The sequence below is a fragment of the Peribacillus tepidiphilus genome (assembly GCF_009466385.1).
Taxonomy (GTDB): Bacteria; Bacillota; Bacilli; order Bacillales; family DSM-1321; genus Bacillus_BN; species Bacillus_BN tepidiphilus.
In genome coordinates this window covers 42120-62777 of sequence record NZ_WIAQ01000017.1, presented here as the reverse complement: position 1 = coordinate 62777, position 20658 = coordinate 42120, and the positions used below count along the sequence as shown (strand labels likewise).

The 20658-nt window shown below is 38.3% G+C and carries 18 protein-coding genes and 1 riboswitch; of the genes, 7 read left to right on the top strand and 11 right to left on the bottom strand.

The features are described from left to right. Positions 1 to 67 precede the first annotated feature (67 nt). On the bottom strand, positions 68 to 898 hold the full coding sequence (locus GD441_RS10625) for a basic amino acid ABC transporter substrate-binding protein (RefSeq protein WP_153126411.1): 831 nt from the start codon (positions 896 to 898) through the stop codon (positions 68 to 70). 345 nt (positions 899 to 1243) lie between these two features. On the opposite strand from GD441_RS10625, the gene GD441_RS10620 reads away from it, so the two are divergent. The 4 genes from GD441_RS10620 (at position 1244) to GD441_RS10605 (ending at position 5422) form a co-directional block, all read left to right on the top strand. Beyond that, complete coding sequence (locus GD441_RS10620) at positions 1244 to 1996, top strand: L,D-transpeptidase family protein (protein ID WP_153126410.1); 753 nt, start codon at positions 1244 to 1246, stop codon at positions 1994 to 1996. A 1465-nt stretch (positions 1997 to 3461) separates the two neighbouring features. Next, positions 3462 to 4526, top strand: coding sequence for a YeeE/YedE family protein (locus GD441_RS10615; protein ID WP_153126409.1), 1065 nt, complete (start codon positions 3462 to 3464; stop codon positions 4524 to 4526). Positions 4527 to 4545: 19 nt separating this feature from the next. After that, a complete protein-coding gene (locus tag GD441_RS10610; RefSeq protein WP_153126408.1) occupies positions 4546 to 4773 on the top strand; it encodes a sulfurtransferase TusA family protein in 228 nt (75 codons plus the stop codon). A gap of 235 nt (positions 4774 to 5008) precedes the next feature. Next, the gene (locus tag GD441_RS10605; protein ID WP_153126407.1) at positions 5009 to 5422 is read left to right on the top strand and encodes a YkvA family protein; all 414 of its coding nucleotides are present in this window, start codon (positions 5009 to 5011) and stop codon (positions 5420 to 5422) included. Positions 5423 to 5554: 132 nt separating this feature from the next. On the opposite strand, the gene GD441_RS10600 is transcribed toward GD441_RS10605, so the two are convergent. The 7 genes from GD441_RS10600 to GD441_RS10570 all read right to left on the bottom strand — a co-directional run bounded on the left by GD441_RS10600 (position 5555) and on the right by GD441_RS10570 (position 12819). After that, positions 5555 to 6487: a DMT family transporter gene (locus tag GD441_RS10600; protein ID WP_225434201.1), complete on the bottom strand. Its 933-nt coding sequence runs from the start codon at positions 6485 to 6487 to the stop codon at positions 5555 to 5557. A gap of 241 nt (positions 6488 to 6728) precedes the next feature. Beyond that, positions 6729 to 7733 carry an ABC transporter permease gene (locus tag GD441_RS10595; protein WP_153126406.1) on the bottom strand — a complete coding sequence of 335 codons (1005 nt, stop codon included), beginning with the start codon at positions 7731 to 7733 and terminating at the stop codon, positions 6729 to 6731. Next, entirely contained in the window at positions 7734 to 9233 is a 1500-nt protein-coding gene (locus GD441_RS10590) for a sugar ABC transporter ATP-binding protein (protein WP_153126405.1), read from the bottom strand. A 74-nt stretch (positions 9234 to 9307) separates the two neighbouring features. Next, the gene (locus tag GD441_RS10585) at positions 9308 to 10420 is read right to left on the bottom strand and encodes a sugar ABC transporter substrate-binding protein (RefSeq protein WP_153126404.1); all 1113 of its coding nucleotides are present in this window, start codon (positions 10418 to 10420) and stop codon (positions 9308 to 9310) included. 333 nt (positions 10421 to 10753) lie between these two features. Next, a riboswitch (SAM riboswitch) is annotated at positions 10754 to 10860 on the bottom strand. 88 nt (positions 10861 to 10948) lie between these two features. After that, a complete protein-coding gene (locus GD441_RS10580; RefSeq protein WP_153126403.1) occupies positions 10949 to 11179 on the bottom strand; it encodes an excisionase family DNA-binding protein in 231 nt (76 codons plus the stop codon). Between the two features lie 73 nt (positions 11180 to 11252). Next, a complete protein-coding gene (locus GD441_RS10575; RefSeq protein WP_153126402.1) occupies positions 11253 to 11786 on the bottom strand; it encodes a GrpB family protein in 534 nt (177 codons plus the stop codon). Between the two features lie 58 nt (positions 11787 to 11844). After that, positions 11845 to 12819, bottom strand: coding sequence for an aromatic acid exporter family protein (locus GD441_RS10570; RefSeq protein WP_153126401.1), 975 nt, complete (start codon positions 12817 to 12819; stop codon positions 11845 to 11847). Positions 12820 to 13092: 273 nt separating this feature from the next. Here GD441_RS10570 and GD441_RS10565 point away from each other — a divergent pair, with 273 nt between their 5' ends. The 3 genes from GD441_RS10565 (at position 13093) to GD441_RS10555 (ending at position 15137) form a co-directional block, all read left to right on the top strand. Then, entirely contained in the window at positions 13093 to 13332 is a 240-nt protein-coding gene (locus GD441_RS10565) for a YkuS family protein (RefSeq protein ID WP_153126400.1), read from the top strand. A gap of 178 nt (positions 13333 to 13510) precedes the next feature. Next, entirely contained in the window at positions 13511 to 14431 is a 921-nt protein-coding gene (locus GD441_RS10560; protein WP_153126399.1) for a DMT family transporter, read from the top strand. A gap of 157 nt (positions 14432 to 14588) precedes the next feature. Beyond that, positions 14589 to 15137 (top strand): YhcN/YlaJ family sporulation lipoprotein, encoded by a 549-nt coding sequence (locus GD441_RS10555; RefSeq protein ID WP_153126398.1) that lies wholly within the window; start codon positions 14589 to 14591, stop codon positions 15135 to 15137. Positions 15138 to 15399: 262 nt separating this feature from the next. Here GD441_RS10555 and GD441_RS10550 read toward each other — a convergent pair whose 3' ends face one another. The 3 genes from GD441_RS10550 to GD441_RS10540 are packed head-to-tail and all read right to left on the bottom strand — an operon-like array spanning position 15400 to position 20281. After that, the gene (locus GD441_RS10550; protein ID WP_153126397.1) at positions 15400 to 17214 is read right to left on the bottom strand and encodes a DUF2357 domain-containing protein; all 1815 of its coding nucleotides are present in this window, start codon (positions 17212 to 17214) and stop codon (positions 15400 to 15402) included. Further along, positions 17198 to 19219, bottom strand: coding sequence for an McrB family protein (locus GD441_RS10545; protein WP_153126396.1), 2022 nt, complete (start codon positions 19217 to 19219; stop codon positions 17198 to 17200). The genes GD441_RS10550 and GD441_RS10545 overlap by 17 nt, the downstream gene beginning before the upstream one ends. Positions 19220 to 19225: 6 nt before the next feature. Continuing rightward, on the bottom strand, positions 19226 to 20281 hold the full coding sequence (locus GD441_RS10540) for a hypothetical protein (protein WP_153126395.1): 1056 nt from the start codon (positions 20279 to 20281) through the stop codon (positions 19226 to 19228). Between the last annotated feature and the right edge of the window lie 377 nt (positions 20282 to 20658).

Sequence of the window (20658 nt, the reverse complement as noted above, 5' to 3'; positions counted from 1 at the left end):
AATACTTGCTTAGCGAAAAATTGCGCAACACTGCCAGGCAGAGTTGCGCAATTTTTCGCTTTTGCTACTACTCTTTTTGCTGATCCTTAAGATTTTGAATATCTGGTTCTGAACCAAACCATTCTTTGTATATTCTTGCATACTCTCCATTTTCAAAAACCTTGTTGATCGCCTCATCAAATTCTGCCTTTAGCTCACTGCCTTTTGGGAACATAAGTCCATAATATTCCGCATCAAATTGGTTAGTATCCTCGATTACGACCAGCTTTTTATCAGGATTATTTTTCGCATATTCTTCTACTACAGTGTTGTCTGCCACTACAGCATCAGCACCGCCACTTGTCAATTCCATAATCGCAAGATTGTTATTTTCAAACTTTTTGATGTTGTCACTGTTTTTTCCTAATAGCGCTTCTGTTACTTCCTGCCCTGTCGTACCAGCTTGTACAGCCACTATTTTCCCTTTCAAATCACTTGCACTCTTAATGGCGCTTCCTTCAGGGATAAGGATTTTATTAGTAGATAAAAAATAAGGCACAGAAAAATCATAGGATTTCTTACGGTCATCATTAATTGTAATAGCCGATATTCCGAAATCTGCTCGTTTACTTTCGATCTCAACAAATAAAGGATCCCAACCAACGTGTTCAATATTTACTTCATACCCAGCTTCCTTAGCAACCGCTTTAATAAAATCAACATCAAAGCCGACTATTTCACCCTTGTCCATATATTCAAAAGGAGCATAGGCTGCGTCAGTCACAACTCGCAATGTTTTTTTCTCTTCCGGCTTTTCCTCGCCTTTCGCAGTCGTATCTGCTTCCTTTGTACCACATCCGGCAAGCATCATCATGACAGCTAGCAAAAGAACGAAAGACCATCCAGTGATTTTTTTCAATGTAAATCCCCCTTGATTTTTGGTTTTTACTTTATAAATAGTGCTTATTAGTTAAAATATTCTGTATTTTCCGACGTAAAATTATTATAACTTTTATTACAGGTTTACTCAACAAAAACTTTAATGAACTAACATACTAAAATAATATATTACTTTTTTGCTATAATCACGGATTGATGATTAGACGAATAATCCAATAGACTCAGATCTTTCATTAAACTGTCATTTTTTTGTAAATATATAATCTTAAAATAGCACTCCATTTGTTACATTTTCCATGTGGTAGAAAAATGCCCTCAGAAAATATTGTGAACGGAAGAAATATTTTACTTGGGGGTTGATATTATGCTAAAAAAATATTTTCTATTGTGTTTAGCTGCATTTTTAATCCTACTAACAGTGGGAGCAATGCCTAGTAAGGCGGTCGTTCAGCAGCTAATCATCGTAAATAAACAGACAAATGAACTTGGCTTTTATGAGAATGGAAGACTCGTAAGGGTTTTTAAAGTGGCAACGGGTAAAAAACCTTCTTTTACGCCAGAAGGTAAATTCCAGATTGTAAACAAAATTAAAAACCGAACGTACTATAAAGGAAAAATTAAAGGTGGCGATCCAAGAAACCCACTTGGCACACGCTGGCTCGGAATTGATGCGAGAGGTACTTCTGGTACCACCTATGCCATTCACGGTACCAATAATCCAAGCTCTATCGGTACATATGCGAGTGATGGATGTATCCGAATGTATAATCATGAGATAGAATGGCTGTTTGATCAGGTAAAGAACTATACGACCGTCATTATCACAAGCTCTTCCAAGTCCTTCGATGACATCGCAAAGCGATATGGATATTCAGTATTTCAATCAAGTTTAGTAGAAAAAGGATTAAAAAATATCTTGATTAAAAAAGGCAGTAGAGGAAAAGAAGTTAAAGAAGTGCAAATGAAGCTTTCAGCTCTAGGTTATTCAACCAATGGCATCGACGGTATATTTGGATCGGGTACAGAAAAAGCAGTACGACAATTCCAAATGGATCACCGCCTAACCCCAGATGGGATTGTGGGTAAAAAAACGTATCAGGTTCTATTCGAAAGATGATCGTTTTGTAAGAAAAAGCAGCGGAACCTTCTAAGTAGTTTAGTATTAAGGTAGAAAAATTATATTCACACCATAATTTATAGTCCAATTCGCATATGAATTGGACTCTTTATTTTAATATATCAATAAGACTATAAAATATCAGTTGATGGACTGGTCTCTGCAATTTAAATGTTAAATTCAATAATTAATTTCGATGACAAATAGGAGAAAAAGTCTGATTTAAATGAAATTATTTATATTAGCTCCCCTAATTCGGGCTATCATAGGCGATTTCCTGCTTGACCTGTCCGAATAACCTCCGTATTCGGACACCCCTAGGCGATTTGCTACATATCCTGTCCGAATAACCTTCGCATTCGGACTTTCTTAGGCGATTTCCTGCTGGCCCTGTCCATATAACCTTCACATTCGGACTATCTTAGGCAACAGCCTGCTGGCCCTGTCCGAATAACCTTCACATTCGGACTTTCTTAGGCGATCTCCTGCTGGCCCTGTCCGAATAACCTTCGCATTCGGACTTTCTTAGGCAACAGCTTGCTGACTCTGTCCGAATAACCTTTGCATTCGGACTTTCTTAGGCAATTTCCTGCTGGCCCTGTCCGAATAACCTTCATATTCGGACTTTCTTAGGCGATCTCCTGCTGGTCCTGTCCGAATAACCTTCGCATTCGGACTTTCTTAGGCGATTTCCTGATTGCCCTGTCCGAATAACCTTCGCATTCGGACTATCTTAGGCAATAGCCTGCTTGACCTGTCCGAACAACCTTCGTATTCGGACTTTCTTAGGCGATTTGCTACATATCCTGTCCGAATAACCTTCGCATTCGGACTTTCTTAGGCGATCTCCTGCTTGACCTGTCCGAATAACCTTTGCATTCGGACTTTCTTAGGCAATTTCCTGCTGGCCCTGTCCGAATAACCTTCGCATTCGGACTTTCTTAGGCGATTTCCTGCTTGCCCTGTCCGAATAACCTCCGTATTCGGACACCCCAAGGCAATTAGCTACATATCCTGTCCGAATAACCTTCGCATTCGGACTTTCTTAGGCGATCTCCTGCTGGCCCTGTCCGAATAACCTCCGTATTCGGACACCCCTAGGCGATTTGCTACATATCCTGTCCGAATAACCTTCGCATTCGGACTTTCTTAGGCGATTTCCTGCTTGCCCTGTCCAAATAACCCTCTTATTCGTCTTGGTGGAAATATCTATAATATGTTCAATTACTAGTTGAATTACACTATAAATCACCCCAAATTGACATACTGTCTATTAATAATTTCTATACTGCAAATTCATATGTGAAAGGTTCGTAAAAGTGTAGGAAATCTTGCTACATCTTTAAAGAAGCAAACGATATTTCCTATATTTATTTTTTATTCCCTAAAAACCTAGTAAACTTATTGGAATTGTTATAATATAATGTTTATAAATTTTCTAATAATTTTTACAAGGAGTGATTGCATGTTACAAATGATTGTGTTAGGAACGATTTGTGGCCTGCTGCTTGGATTTGTTTTACAGCGTGGACGATTTTGTATTGTAGGAGCCTATCGGGATGTAATTTTAGCGAAAGATGGGCGCATGCTTTTGGCCACTTTTATCGTAATTGCCATTCAAAGCATTGGAGTATATGCATTGAAAGACGCTGGACTGATCGTTCTTGAAGCAGGACCTTTCCCTTGGCTTGGAACCATTTTAGGCGGATTTATTTTCGGTGTGGGGATGGTTTTTGCAGGAGGATGTGCAACTGGTACATGGTACCGTGCTGGAGAAGGACTAATTGGAAGCTGGATTGCCCTTTTTGGCTATATGCTTGGTGCGGCCATCACGAAATTCGGTTTTCTCAAACCAGTTGGAGATCAGCTTCTATCTTATAAAACGAGCGATACTTATATTCATGAGACGTTTCATTTATCACCTTGGGTTCTAGTTGTTGTATTAGGAGTGGTCATTGGTGCTTTTGTTGTGAGAGATTTAAGAAAACCTAAACTCAAAATCGCCTCCTTAAAGCCAAAGAAAAGCGGGGTAGCCCATATTCTATTCGAGAAGCGCTGGCATCCCTTCGTTACTGCTTCACTTGTTGGGATCATCGCTATTTTAGCTTGGCCGATGAGCGAGGCAACCGGAAGAAATGCAGGTCTTGGGATCACAACTCCAACCGCAAAAATCCTGCATTATTTTGTAAACGGAGATACCTCCATTATTGATTGGGGTGTATTTTTAGTAGTAGGAATTTTCATCGGATCCTTTATCGCTGCGAAGGGAAGCGGCGAATTCCGCTGGCGGTTACCTGATAAAAAGACACTTATGAATAATGCCCTCGGCGGTTTAGCTATGGGTTTTGGCGCCAGTATTGCTGGAGGCTGCACCATTGGGAATGGTCTCGTGAATTCCGCAATTTTTGCTTGGCAAGGATGGGTGGCGGTCGTATTTTTCCTATTAGGATCTTGGACTGCTACTTATTTCATAATCATTCGAAAACAAAAAATAGCTGCTGCTAAAGTAGCCACAGAAGCGACAGCATAACGGAAAGGAGAGAATGACATTGGCTAAAGTATTAGAAACAACAGGAATGGTTTGTCCATTCCCACTCGTAGAAGCAAAACAGGCCATACAGGAAATTCAAATAGGAGAGGAACTCATCATTCACTTCGACTGCACTCAAGCAACTGAAAGCATCCCGCTTTGGGCAGCAAAGGAAGGACATGAAGTAACTGAGTTTGAGCAAGTGGATGATGCACAATGGAAAATTGTTGTGAAAAGAGGGAAATAAAAATAGGCTTGTTTCTAGAGAATCCGACCTGCGCATTCAATTTGTCCATTGTAAATCATATGTAATATGAAATGAGGATCGATCAAACAGAGCTAACCTGTTTTTATCGATCCTTTTTCTTTTTAGTAAACAACATGCATTTCTATGAAAAAACTTGTAATATTAAAAGAGAAAGCTTAAAACAATTGAAGGCGTAAAATTCTTTACATGATCTTTGGCGAGGAAGGTGAAAGCGATGGAAAAATCTCATGATGAAGTAAGAGAAGCATTACATACATTTCAAAAAAACGAAAAACATTATTCAGAACAAAAATTTTGGGAAAAGCTTAAAAAGTTCGGCAAAAAAGCCGGCTCGTCCGTTGTTTATGCTGTTCTTCTTTTGTACTATACGCTTCAAAAGCCTGAAGTACCTACTAAAACAAAAACGATCATTATTGGAGCACTCGGTTATTTTATCCTGCCTCTTGATTTGATTCCGGATTTTGCTGTAGGCGTCGGGTTTACAGATGACTTAGGGGCTCTAGGCATCGCTCTCTTGCAGGTCGCGATGTATATTGATGATGATATAAAATTAAAGGCTAAAACGAAGCTGAAAGAATGGTTTGGAGATTCTGTAGATACGTCGGATGTAGATAAGAAATTAGGATAGAAACCGGGGCTATAGCTTGACTGGTCTTCCGATTTTATTATTAACGGGGCGCTTTATTAAGTGCCCCGTTTTCTGTTATGTAGCGATGTTCTTGCTCCTGTAGACTTCTTAAAAAATGAAAACCCCCCATACTCACAGAGGGCTCACATCCTTCCTTTTTCTTCTTTCGATTCGTCTTAGCATCAGGATTTCATAGGTTCCAGAACCAAGAATGACGCCAGCCACAATAAAGACAACACCAAAAAGATGAGCTGCCTTAATTTGCTCTCCTAATAAAAGAGCAGAACCCAATAGGGCAAAAAATATATTAAGATTCATAAAAATGGATGCCTCAGCTGCTCCTATTCTTCCAATTGCAAAATTATAAATCATGTGTCCTAATGCAGTGGCGAAGATGCCTGACGCCAAGAGCCATGCCCATGAACTTCCCTCAACTTTTGACAAACTTTGGAGTCCACCTGGTTCTTTTATAAGACTTATGATAAATAGAATGATAGCTCCAATAATCAGCATATACCCAGTCAGTAAACGAGGATCCAAAGTTTTTGCTGCTTTACTGATCAGGATAAAGCTCAACGCCTGTGAAGTAATAGCTAGGAACACATATAAATCTCCCACAGAACCTCCTGATAGTCCATTTCCACCTGCAAGAACCGTAATAAATACCCCTAAACTCCCTAAAAGAAAGCCTATAACTCTAATAAATGACGGTATTTCCTTTAATAATACCGAAGCTAGAATCGCCGTTAACAATGGACCCAATCCCAATATTAAACCACCATTAACTGCTGTTGTCTTCGTTAGCCCCATCGCCAAGAAAGAGTGGTGGAACACAACACTTAATAAACTCCCTAGAACAATGTATATGACTTCTTTCTTTGTGGGCTTCCTGACTAATTTAAACCAGGAGAGAATGACAAAAACCGTTATTCCGGCAATAAAAATCCGAATAGACGTCGCAGTGATCGGCATAAACCGTTCAACAATGATTTTCAAAACGGGCACATTAACCCCCCACACCACCATGGTCCCGACCAAAATTAAATAGATTTTAAGGTTTTTCAAAACAAGTTCCTCTTTTCAAAAATAAGGTATCTTTAATGATATACATAAAAATAAAAAAAAGAATAATCCTGCATCTTTTAAATAAAGAAGCAGGATTATTACCAATTATTCACACTATCCTTAAACATATATAGAAATTCATCTGCTAACAGAAGCACCTTTTCTGTGTTAGGCAGTGTTTGTGGGCAAAATGCAGCCCATATATTTCAGTCGAAATACACATCTTGTCCCTTCCGTTGGTTCAATGTTTTTGTTTGTAATACGTAATCGCTAGAGCAAATGAGAGTACGGCACCTTTTACAATATCCATGGAATAGTATGGAACAGAGAGCATAACCAGTCCATTTTGCAGAATTCCGATGAGTGCCGCTCCTATAAAAGTTCCAAAGGCATTCGGCTTCCCTGCCCCGAGTACTGAGAATCCGATAAATGCAGCGGCGACTGAATCCATAAGATACGGCGCACCTGCATTAATTTCCGCTGTCAGCACACGGGAAGCATGCACAATTCCGCCAATTGACGCAAACAAAGCTGACAACAAATACGCAGCAATTTTGTATTTATTTATTGGAATTCCTGAAAGACGGGCAGCTTCTGCATTTCCTCCTATTATATACATATACCTTCCATATTTCGTGTAAGTTAAGAATACATGAACAATTACAACTACTACAATCATGATAAAAATGATCCAAGGTACCGCTCCGATTTTTGCAAAAAGTGGGCTAATGACTCCCTTAGAGAAGGTTCCATCCGGCATTACCATGTTTTGTGATACGGTAGCCCCCTTCGTATAGGTCAACGCAATCCCTTGAATAATAAACATCGTAGCAAGTGTCATGAGCATATCAGGGATTTTCCCTTTCACAATCATAAAAGAGTTAAAAGCACCCACAAGTAAAGAAGCGGCTATAGCAGACAAAACGGCCACAACCGTATTTTGTGAAAACCATACAAACATCGAAATGACGATGGCATTTGACAAAGATGCAACGGATCCGACCGATAAATCAAAGCCGTTGACGGATAAAGAAATGGTAATTCCTATTGCAATAATCGTCACAATCGAAATCGAACGTAAAATATTAATGAGATTGTTTCCTTGAATAAAAGAAGGATTGCTCATTGAGAAAACCAAAATAAGAACAAAAATCGTGATAATTGTTCCATACTTATATAAAAAATCAAACCAATTGAATGGCAACTTATTTAGTTTTTTAGTAGAAATAGGGTTCGATAGATCCATCTATCTGCCACCTCCTGTTGAATAAAATAACAACTCTTCTTCACTCGTATTTTTCGTATGGAGTTCTTTTACCGTTTTTCCGTCATACATCACATACACTCGGTTTGTAATTCCCATAATTTCAGAAAGCTCAGAAGATGCATAAAGGATCCCTTTTCCTTTTTTAGCCAGCTCCACAATTAATTCAAAAAGATCTCTCTTCGCCCCGACATCCACGCCTTTTGTTGGCTCGTCAAATATATACAAATCCGCTTCGGCAACCAACCATTTTCCAATGACAACCTTTTGCTGATTACCCCCAGACAGATTTCCAACTTTCGTTTGCTCGGAAGGTGTTTTCACTCCTAAGCTTTCTATTATTTCTTTAGATCTTTGTTTTTCAGCATTCCTGTTTAAAAAACCAAACAGCCTTGTAAATGGCTTCAAATTTGCTGCTGTCAAATTGGCCAAAACAGATTCTTCCACAAGAATGCCTTCTTTTCTTCTTTCTTCAGGCACAAGCGCTATACCTTTTTTGACTGCATCATATGGATTTTTCACAACAGCTTGCTTTCCGTTAATGGTAATTTGACCTGCAACAATTTTAGAGTCCCCAAACAACGCTTTGCACAATTCTGTTTTCCCGGCTCCTACAAGTCCCGCAATGCCAACAATTTCTCCAGCTTTTACATCCAGTGATATGTCGTAAACATTTGAATCTGTTAAACCTGATACCTCTAAAACTTTTTCACCGAATTTAACAGGAATTGATGGAAACTGTTCATCTAGTGAACGTCCAAGCATCTGTTCAATAATCTTATGCTGATTGGTTTTTTCAATGTTTTCTGTCGTTATGGTTTTACCATTTCGCATAACCGTTACTTCATCACATATTTCAAATATCTCCGGCAATCGGTGTGAAATAAATATAATGCCAACATCCTTCTTTATTAATTTTTTTATTACCCTGAACAGCTCAGTTGTTTCTTGATGGCTTAATGGGGCAGTCGGTTCATCTAAAATTAAAAAACGACAGGAAGTTGTAAGAGCTCTTGCAATTAAGATCATTTGCTTTTCGGCAAGCGTTAAATTCTGTACTAGCTTTTTGGAGGACAAATTGAGGTTTAAGCTACTAAGAATCTGAGTAGCTCTCTCATGAAGCTCTTTCCAGTTTACAAGAGGATTTTTACCAGACTCGTGAATGGTATATGGGAGCATGATGTTTTCACCAACCGTTAAATAAGGAATAAGTGCTGTATCTACTTCTTGATACACTGTCTGAATCCCAAGCTGTTGAGCCTCTCTAGGTGAAGAGATGGAAATTTCTTTACCGTCCAAAAAAATACCACCAGTGTAATGGTTATATGCACCCGATAATATTTTCATCAGTGTGGATTTCCCTGCTCCATTTGCGCCTATTAATGCTTGTACGGTGCCTGTTTCACATGAAAAATTTGCGCCATCTAAAGCTTTGACACCTGGGAATTCTATAGATATATTCTTTAACTCTAGCTTAGTCATGTACTCTCCCCTTTCATTAGGAAGAGGGGACGAAGAGTACATTCACCCTTTCGTCCTCCCTTTTGGATGCCTTATTATTTATAATGTTCCTTAAGCGTCCTCATCCAATCTTCTACAAATGCGTCCGACTTGCCCCATCCTTCGACGACATTTCCTAAGTTCTCCATGTTAACTGGTTCTTTTGAGTGTTTAATCGCTTCTTGAGAAATAAGAGAAGCTTCTAAATCATAGGTTTGCGGTGTTTTTTCTCCAGCTAATTTTTTCGCTAGCAATCGAATATTCACAGCACCGATGAGCTTAGGATCAACGGCAGCTGTATATTTCCATGAACTTTTTTCTTCTCCCATTGCCTGTATATCTGCATTAGAAATGTCTATTCCATAAATTTTTATTTCATCTCTTCCTGCTTCCTTGATTGCTCTAGCTGCCCCAATGGCAAATGCATCCCATGTGGCAAAAATTGCATCAATTTCCCCTTTTTTGTGTTTATTTAACATGGCCGCTACAGCATTTTGCGTTTGAACAGATGTATCTGCAGCAGCAACTCCGAATCGTTCTACTTCTTTAATACCCGGATTAGCAGATAACACTTGTTTATAGACTGCATTACGTCGCACCATTGGTGGGAAACCATCAACCCAAAGGTAGACAATATTTGCTTTACCCTTTGTATCTTGAACTAGCTGATCAAGTGCTAGTTTAGCTAGTGCTTCATCATCTTGTGATGTAAGTGTCACACCTTCAATATCTGCAAGTTTAGGATTGGAATCAAACGTAACGACACTTTTTCCTTGATCGACTAGCTTTTGCACATCACTTACCGTTGCTTCGTCATCACCATGAGAGATAATAAAACCGTCATAATCTTCTTCTAAAGACTGTGCAATGGCATCATGAAACTTTGCAGAATCACCATTTGCCGTAAACACATCAACCTTAAAACCTAGTGCCTCGCCTTCTTCTTTAGCTCCCGCAAGATATTGTGCTGTATGGTCATCTCCACCAATTTTACGAATCACCTTAATTTTCACTTCTTCTCCATTCGCAAACCGCTCCGGAACATTTTCAATTGGACCGGACGGCTTTTCCTTAACTGGCTCTGCTGAGCTGTTGTTTGAGCAGCCTGTTATTAGAAGTGATGCAGCTAATACAGGTACTAATAATCCTTTGAACACTGTTTTTCTCATTTTTTTGCTCCCCTTTTTCTAATCATTTTTATCATTGGAGAAGCTTCTTTTTATAAAGAAAACTCGCCGATTGGCTAGCCTTGTAAAGGCGAAGACAGAGGCGTAGTTGCACTTATGCAGATAGGAAAGTTTTATACTTTCCTATCTGCCAAAAAGAAAACCTCTCCGTATAGAGAGGTTTTAGACTGTTGACAAAAAACATTGGCATTCTTCGTGTGATCTACCCTTCACCAGTAATCAGCGAGATCAAACTCCACGAATGCAAATTTGTCTACAGTAAAAAAACCTCTCCGAAAAGAGAGGTTCATCAGCATACATATGTAGGATTCGCCTCTCTTATCTCTCAAAACAGTCCTTGTTTTGCAGGATTTAGCACCAATTCCATTTGGAACGGTTGCCGGGCATCATCGGGCCAGTCCCTCCGCCACTCTTGATAAGAGAATTTCGTATAAAATTTTTAATTAAATTTAATCATTACTTTAATTAGAAAAAGTAAATATGTCAAGAAAATTTTGAAATGAATGATTTTTAATCCTCATCCTTCACGTCTAAATCTTCCGGAATCGGCTCACTCCATACCTCTTCCACAAACTTTTTATATTTTTCCAATTGTTCAAAGTGTGTATTGAACTGATCTTTGTAAATCAAATACTGCTCACCGTCGTACAATGCCCGGATTTTCTTTTGCTGGATCAACTTTTCAACGTAAAACTCTGAAACTGATAAATACTCCGCTGTTTCTTTTACAGTCAGATACATTTCTTTCACCCTTTTTTGTTAACTTCGATCTTATTTTATATTTTTTTACAATGTTGTCAGAGAAACTTCCTGCTCACTTGTTGTTATATAAGCGATCTGCTTCCTCCATCATTTGTACAATAAAATCTGATTTCCCCTCTGTATACTTTTGTCTGTCTTCAGGGTATGTCGCAGCCAGCTGTTTTTTTAATGCCTCATATTGCCTTGCTTTGTCAGGATGTGCGTTCAGGTAGTCTCTAAACTGTATGTATCCCTTCCACCGATCTTCACCATAGATGACAACATGAATATGGTGCGTTCTAATCGCATCGTTTCCACACGAAAAAAATATTTGCCACACTTGATCATTTTCCGGCTTATGATAAAAGCCGTTTTCCTCAAGACGCGGGACCAAATCATATACTTCTTGAAAATTTTTCACACCGATTACCAAATCGATAATCGGCTTTGCTTTGATGCCTTTTATCGATGTACTCCCTACATGCTGGATATCGATGGCCAGCTCTTTATAAATTCCTTTTAGTCTCTGAATGGTTTGGTCGGCAACACTAGCCCATTGGCTTTCATGTTGAGCAAGCTCGACGATCCCACGCTTAAGTCCGATCATATGCTCCCCCCTTTTTTATTCTACACCTTACTGTACTGTACGATGGACTTGGAGTAACCTATTTATTTTGCTCTTGCGCTTCCATGCCTTTATTATGGAAGTCTGTTTCAATTTGGATGAATCGTTCTAGCTCATTAATAAAGACAAGCAGCGCTGCCCGAGTCTCGAACTCCTCTCTTGTCTTCGGAAGCTCCATTTGCTCAAATTTACTCCTCATTTCACGGAGCTTATCAAGAAGACTAACCGCATCCATTTTACGATAGATTTCAAAGCCAAGACCTTCCACGAAATCAGCTACCATCTCATTTTGCTCAAACGTCGTTGGCAGGTTCAAGATAATTGGAATAACCCGCTCAATCAGATCCAGCTGCTGCTTTCGCATTGTAAAATAGTCTAAGTAAAATTCTTCTTTTCGGAAAAAAGAGTTTTCAACGCTTCTTCTCGCAAGCTCAAGCCCACGCTTTATGGTATTTTCACTCTTATATACAAATTCATCGTTCCAAACCCGCTCCCTTTTCCGGATAAAACGAGCAAGCTGAACAAAAACAGCCTTAAAATGATCCTCCGTTTGAATAGATAGCTCGCACAATTCCTTTTCAACACTCGGCATATACAGATTAAACACAAGTGCAACTAAAATACCTATTGTCAAAACCCAAATCTGATTCAATACAAAATCCAACGTGATATGGTAAGTAATAAACAACTGCATGACAATGACAAAGCCGGGTACGATTCCTTCCTGCAATCTAAGCTTTGCCATAGCGGGAATAAAAATAAAAAGAAACACTCCTACCATAATGGGAGTATATGCTCCGCCTTCAAACAACAATACAGCAAGTCCAATGCCGAACAAGCAAGCAACTAAACGACGAATCGCTACTATAACTGATTGCTTCTTGGTGCTCTGAACACTTAACAACGTAACCACCGCGGCAGTGCTTGCATTCTCGAGCCCGATCAATTGCGCGATAAACAGCGCGATCATTGAACCTACCGCTGTTTTCACCGTCCGACTTCCGATTGTAATCAAAAAAATTCCTTCTTTCTCATGTTGTTATTAGCTTATTATATGTTTTCAGAATCATGATATCAAAATGTAGGAGAGGATGCTTAGCAACCGCATTGATTAGTTCTTTACATATATTTCTCTCGTCGACCGATTTATCCGATTGACAGCCGATTTTTGCTCCTGACGACCGATATATTGCTCATGATGACCGATTTATGTGTGTAACATTCTTCCTTTAAAAAAGAATAATTTTTCCTAAGAAGTAAAACATAACTACTGGAGGAGGTGTTCAAGATGGCAAAAATCGGTGTTGAACAATCATTAACAAACATACAGGAAGCCTTACGTGAAAGAGGACATGAAGTGGTAGAGTTAAAACAAGAATCAGATGCAAATGGATGTGCATGCTGTGTCGTATCAGGCTTAGATTCTGATGTTATGGGTATGCAGGACGTTTCCATTCAAGGCTCAGTCATCAACGCAAGTGGATTAACAGCTGAAGAAGTTTGCCAAGAAGTTGAAAACAAGCTTTAAGCAAAATAAAGTTAATCTACGAAATTCCACACCTAAAGCAGCCATTGTTTTAGGTGTTTTTTATTTTATGAATGATCTACAGTTTTATTTGTATTTTTAAATTGCTTCCTTTTTTCCAGTTTGATATATTGAGTGCAATATATTCCATTTTCAATCGATTGGAAAGAGGAGCGTTTGAATGATAAAAAAACACTATGTCCTATTATTCCTAATCCCGGCCAATTTGTTTTGGGCAGGTAATTATGTGTTTGGAAAATATGTTGTAACAGAACTGTCTCCTCTACAAATATCATTTTCCCGATGGCTAATCGCCGTTTTTCTTTTATTTCCAATTGCTCATTGGATTGAACGTCCAAATTGGAAAAAAGTGTGGAAGGAATGGAAGATTCTTTTACTCATGGCCTTACTAGGAATCGCTGGATATAACTTTCTATTGTATGAGGCTCTGCGATTTACCACTTCTATGAATGCTGCACTGGTGAATGCGATGAATCCAGCTTTACTTGTCCTTTTTTCATCCCTGCTCCTAAAAGAAAGAATTTCTCTGAGGGTTGGTCTAGGTCTTTTTATTTCCTTGATGGGGGTTCTTCTCGTCTTAACGAAAGGACAACTGCAACAGGTTTTCCACATCAACTATAATCAAGGAGACCTATTCATGCTTGTGGCGATCCTAATCTGGACCTTTTATTCCATCATTGGGAGAAAATTAAAAAATGTCCCTCCTATTTCTGCCACAGCGATTTCTGTTTTATTTGGAATATTGATTCTGCTTCCGTTTTTCCTTCTTTCCGGGGGGATCCACGATCCTATTAGCAAACAAGCTACAATAGGCATTTTATATATGGGGATTCTTCCTTCGGTAGGATCGTTTATTTTCTGGAATATCTCAATTCGTCAAATTGGTCCGAGCCGAGCAGGAGTTTATCTTAATTTAATCACAGTTTTTACTGCCATCCTTAGCCTTCTATTAGGAAACACCATTACGTACGTTCAGATTATAGGCGGTATTCTCGTATTTATCGGGGTTTATTTAACCAGTCAAAGTACAGGAGCCGTTCCTGTCACCACTAGAACAAACACAGCTTCGAAAAATTCATAAAAAGGCTATTATGGTGCTCAAATCATCCTTATATTTCGGATGGTTTAGAGCACCTTTTGTTGTTTCAATCAACACCATTGAAATATATTTCCAATTATAAGCATGAAATGATTGGAGAATGATACATAATGAACTGAATCAAAAGGAGGAAATATGTATGAAACATGCGAACAAACTCATGATGCTTTTATTAACCATGCCGATCTTTGTTGGATGTGGAGTAAATACGGATCATGACCGTAATACAGCAAATCGATTTGGTGTTGAAAACGTCCGATACGATAACGTCAATAACAATCAAGCTGGATATGATGACCTTCCAGATAATCGAAGACTGAATTTAAGAAATGTGAACATGAACAATGACGAAAACCGAATGGAGGTTGCTGATGAAGCAGCTGAAAAGGTTGCCAATTTAGAAGAGGTTCGTACAGCAAATTGTATTGTTACAGATCAAAATGCATATGTTGCCGTTATTTTAGAAAACAATCCTAAAGGTGAAGTCACAAGGGATATTGAGAATAAGATAGCAAGAGCAGTAAAATCTACAGATCCCGATATTCAAAATGTGTATGTATCAACCAATCCGGACTTTGTCGATCGTATTACTGATTACGTTGATAAAATCCAGCAGGGTAGACCGGTACAAGGATTATTTGAAGAATTTAATGAAATGGTAAGACGAGTGTTCCCAACCGCTCGTTAACTGTCCAATTCGATTTTTGTTTAGTCTGAATATGTTGTTGTATATATACCAAATGGTGTAGGCGTATGAATGATTCATACGCCTACTCTCAGACTGTTGACAAACGCTCGCATTCTTCGTTACGAACCCTCCTTCGGTGCTCATTACCATTTAAGGTAAATCCGCTCATCGCACGGGTTCGTTCCTTGACTGACAAGCGTTTTCGATCAGTCTAAATGCGCGTGATAATACATTTTGTCTACAATCTAACCCCTACTCTATTTTATCTCACCATGGCTTCTTTCCTTTGCAGCATTAGATCCATGATTTGTTTTAGTTCTTCAATGATGTGGGAGTTTTCGAAACCTGGACTTAGTTCAATTAGCTTTATGCCATGGTCATCATGATATTCACTGGTTTGTAATTGTTTTCTTCCAGGATAGATCGCCCACACTTCTGGAACCGGTCGAATGGTGTTTCGGACACTCTTATGCAGCTTCCCTTCAAACAAATGTGGGGAACGACAATGAAATGCATAACTAACTAGCTGCTTCATGGTATTTGTCTGCTTGTTTGTTGAAATGAGGTCTGGCTTCCAAATAGCTGTCTTAGAACGATATTTAAAATCAAACAAGAGACTCCCAAGATACATTTCCTTCTCATAAACATCTAGTCTTCCGTCCGGATGATTGTTCGTTCCACTCGTATACAAAGGTTGCTGTAAAGGATGTGTATCTAAACTTTGCGTTGGCAATTTCCCCTCGTACACAATCTTAACGATGAGATCACCTTTGGAAAAAGAAACAGTTGTTCCAGGTTGAATGGAAGGTATGATCAGGTGGTCATGGATTTCCTCATTGTATAGCCAGCCACTAACTGGAGTAAATCCTAATCTTTCATCCTGCAAAAACTTCAATAATTGAATAAATCCCCATATTTCATAAAGCTTGTCTGTCCGCTTCCATTGATAAGAAAGAGAACGGTCCAATTGTATATCAACAGATTCTCGCCTCAGATTGTTCATGAGTTGATAGAGTGTTCGATACCTTACATCTGTTGTCATCACAATCGGCGGTACTAAATCTTTCTTTTCGGACACTTGCTTATACCAAGGAGCTGTCCGAAACCAATGAAGAGCTCCTCTCATTTGTTGTGCTTGGTTCATGTATTCTTTCAATTGATCCAAGTTTTTTACATGGTATTTCTTTTCCACAGGTTCATGTTCGAAAGAAGGAATTTCAGTATTCCCCTTATTGACATAAGTCTCTACAGCTGAAGCAAACAAACTAAGAGTTTGTATAAGTTTCTCCACGATGCTCTTGACTAATCGATTTTCAGGCAAATCAAAATCCAGCGTGTTCACAGGTGTTTTAATTAACTGCTTTGTTTCAGGATGCTGCGTACGGTGTCGAATCGTTATTTGGTCGATCAGACGGGATTTATCTTCAGGAACCAATTGATAAACCTTTTTGATCCGGTAATTTACTTTTCTATATAAATCATTTAAGGCAGACATCGTTCTTTTAAAATTCGCTTGGATGACCCTAAACTGCTTAAAAAGCTCCGGAGAAGCAAAGTTCGTCTGTTCCAAATCTAGACCAGCACTCGTATATACTAAATCATGAGCCAATCCTTTTAACACCTGTTCCACTTCTTCTCTCATAATATCCAGCTGCTTCTGATTAATTTGTTTTGGGACAATTTTTAACCAAGCATAGTAATTTTCGTTCTCGTGTCTCACCATTAATCGATACAGTCCTGGAATATACGGATAATAATACTCTGCCTGGATATCGTAAAGTACCACTGGATGTTCGGAAGGCTGTAAAAAAATATCCCCATCCTGCTTATCGATTTGTATGAACGTTTCAGGCAGAGCATCTAACCCATCCATATACAAACGATCGGAACTGTTGTCTGACTGAAAATGTATTTGAAGCGGGATATTCTCCGTAACAGAAATAACAGGAGTAGCTCCCTCTTCATATAGCTCCGATTCGGTTGTAAAAAAGAAAGGTACCTTCTGCTCGCTTTCCCCTTCTAAGAAACGCATGGTAAACGTAACTGAAAATGGGAGCAAATCAGACTGTATAACCATTGAATTTCAACTCTCTTGCTTTTTTAATAATTTCCTCTTTTGTAGCAGTAAAAGGAGAAACATCACGATATTTTTCTAATAGGCTCATAAACAAACTGTCATGAACTTGATCTTCCGCTTTTATGTACTTGCCTAATAGAGGGTATAGTTGCTCTTCTGATCCTCTTATTTTTGTTAAGATACGCTGAATAATCTGCATATCAAACGCTTCTTGCCGAGTAAAAGTCGGATGAGCAGGAAGATTTTTTAAATATGCATCAATCTGTCTTACAATTCTTGGACCAATTCCTAATTGCTTGCTCACTTTTCTCAATTCTTCGTGTAACTCCCACAAGAATTGTAATTCACGATCTGAAAGCTCAATCGTTCGGTTCTTATTCTTAAACGAATCATACATTACAAAATCGATGGCTTGGTCCCGAGAATGAACGATTTTCTTTTTATCTGTTATTTCACGAAGATGATTAAACTCCATAACCTGCAATTGTATGACATTTGCTCGATCTAACACTTTATCTGAAAAATGATAAGTAGATTCATCAAGATTCACCGTACCAACAAATAAGACATTGTCTTTAATGGAAATAGTTGGTGGATACTGTGCAGAGTTGTAAAGTCTATTCGCTAATTCATCATTATATAAGCGAAGCTCTCTCTTGCCAGGCTCCATTTCTAATATAGAAAGAAACTGAGAAAAATAATGCTCGACTCTTGCCAGGTTCATCTCATCGAAACAAATGATAAAGAGCTTATCCTCTTCTTTTTGAGCTTGCATTAGTACATTAATTAAACCGGAATCCCCTGGTCTATATACCATATGAAGCGTATCAGCATAACCAATTAAATCGGCATCATCCGACCAAGAAGGTCTTACAGGTACATATGTAAATTGGTCTGAATACAATCCCAATGCACGACTATAAGCACTTACAAGCTTCGATTTACCAGTTCCGCTCATTCCAGCCAGTATAACCAGATTGGAAGATTTCATCGCCGTGTGGAAGTTGTAAAGATCCTTTTCTGCATAAATTAAGCCCATTTCCTGCGTTGTAGCAACAAACAACTCCAGAAACTTCATTTCATTACTATTTTCTTCCGCACCCGAAATAAATGGGGGTTCATTCATTGTTTCAGAAGTGCTAGTTACTGGCGCAGATTGTATTTCTTCTCGAAACTCCACCACTTCTTCTGTCGCTGCTGCGGCTTGTTCGATTACTACATTATTTCTTTCTGCTCTTTGCTGGAGAATATGATCCACCGTCTTTGCTTGTTCCATTTCCTCCGTTATTTGCTGATAGCGCTCTAGTGTTACAAACATTACATTCGGAATGGATTCAGAATCCGTGTAAGAGTCTTCTAACCATTCTTCTTCAAATTCAATGTGCTTAAGCTCCCCTCTTACAGAGAAACTGAAGCCACCATGAGCATATTGATGTTTATCGAATTCACCAAGTAAAGAATAAGAACCATCTTCGTGTTGCCACATTACATATGATGGTGTGTCATTTATTTCATTTGAGATATTATCAACCCGTCCTACAAATTTTCGGTTTTGCAGTTTAAAACAGAATTCCTCAAAGGATAATTTATGAGCAGATTCGCTAAAAACAGGAATCGGAAATAAGCTAACATTATTACGATAACTTTCTGCTTTCGGAATAAGTCGAACATTCTTTGCTTGATACACCTCATTATGGTTATAAAGTACTTTCCGTTCCGCGTTAAAAACAATTAAATTATCATTTAAAAAATCTCGCAAATTCTGTTTTCTTATTTCATCAGTCGTATACGGATCATCTTCAAATCCCCATTTTTCCAAATCAGTTGCAAAGCATGTAATATATTTGACATTCGGGAAGCTCTCAGGCGGTTGGGAGATTAATTTAAGCAAACACTGTAAAACATCTTGACTATTAATAAATATATTCTGTCTGAACGATAGGCTTTCAAAATCGTCCTCTGCTAGTACTCCAATTAAATCTGTTGTCCAAATTTTTTGATTCATACTGATTTATCCTCTCTGTAGAATTTTTGTAAGATTAAGAAAATTTCCTATTTCCTTGATTCCGGTCTTAGCTTTTTCCTGTAACACTTTTTGTTTTGTAGGTGGCACTTTATATGTTAGAACCCAAATTTCATCATATTGATGAAAAGCCTCTTCTCTTTCTATTGCCTCATCTAACTCTGCTGTTTCAAAAACAACAAGATCAAATGTATTATTTTGTAAAATTTTCTTATTTCTTGGATTCCCAATGACCGCAATTTTCTTTTTCTCTGACGCTGCTGCAATTTCTTTATTAAGGGTTGTTCCTTTTTCTACGTTTAATAATTGTGCATGCAAATGTGAAATTTCTGCATTTTTTCTAGATAATTCATTGTCCTTATTCATCAGCTTTTCATTAAACTGATCGATTTCTCGTTGTAGTTTTTCGAGTTGGTTATATATCGTGTTCTTTTCATGCTTTAAAGAAGCGATCGTTTTATTGATCGTTTTCTTCTCTTCCTTCCAATGCTTTTTTGCATGGTTGTATTCCTTTTCAATCTGTGAATACCTGTCAGCGTAATCTTGATTTTTCTGTTCAAGTTGATGGATCTTTTTTTCTTGCGACTTTATAATAGATCGAAGTTCTTTAATTAATGTATCTTGGTCTTCTTGAGCATCCTTTTCTAAAATGTCCATCTCTGTTTGTTGGTTTGAAACAGCGTTAAAGAATTCTTTCGCTAATTGGAGATGCTCCTCTTCATCGCTGCTATATAAAATACCCAAGATTTCCTCCTTATTCTGACCTTCATCATAGAGCTGAAGTAACCGCTCAAGATCCATGGACCGAATATCTTTTTCTTCCTCTTCCCTGTAATAATGATGCAATCCTTCAAAAGCTTTCTTCACCTTCAGTAAGTTTTGGTTCTTTAAAGCTTCCATGATAAACCTTGCTTTAATCGGTTTAATCTTATCTTTTTTAATTTGTCTAAAGCCAGGGATCGAAATATCACACATCTGAATAAGCTTGATAAAATGATCATCCGGCATGCTTTCCAGTAATTCTTTCCAAATATTCTTTTCCATATCTTCAACCTCCTATTTTTTAAATAAAATCTAACCGTATTTTCCATAAAATTTGTCAAAAAGTTGCAAAGCTCCTCACCTTTCTCCCCCCCTTTGTTCTTGTATTCAAATTAACACATCACCCAAACAAAAATTTGAAAAGGTGGTATTTATTCCCTACCTTATCCTTTTTTTGTTCAGCCCAAAAGAAAAACCTCTTCACAGTGAAGATTTACTAAGCTTGGCTTAGTAATTTCTCCCTACTAAATCATACCATTTTACCATCAATTTTTTTGAATAGGTTGAAGTTTTTTTCAATTTCTTCCCTTACCAATCGAGGAAACAAAAAAGAACCCCATGTTGATTCAGTGCGGGACAAACCTATCATTTTGCTGTCC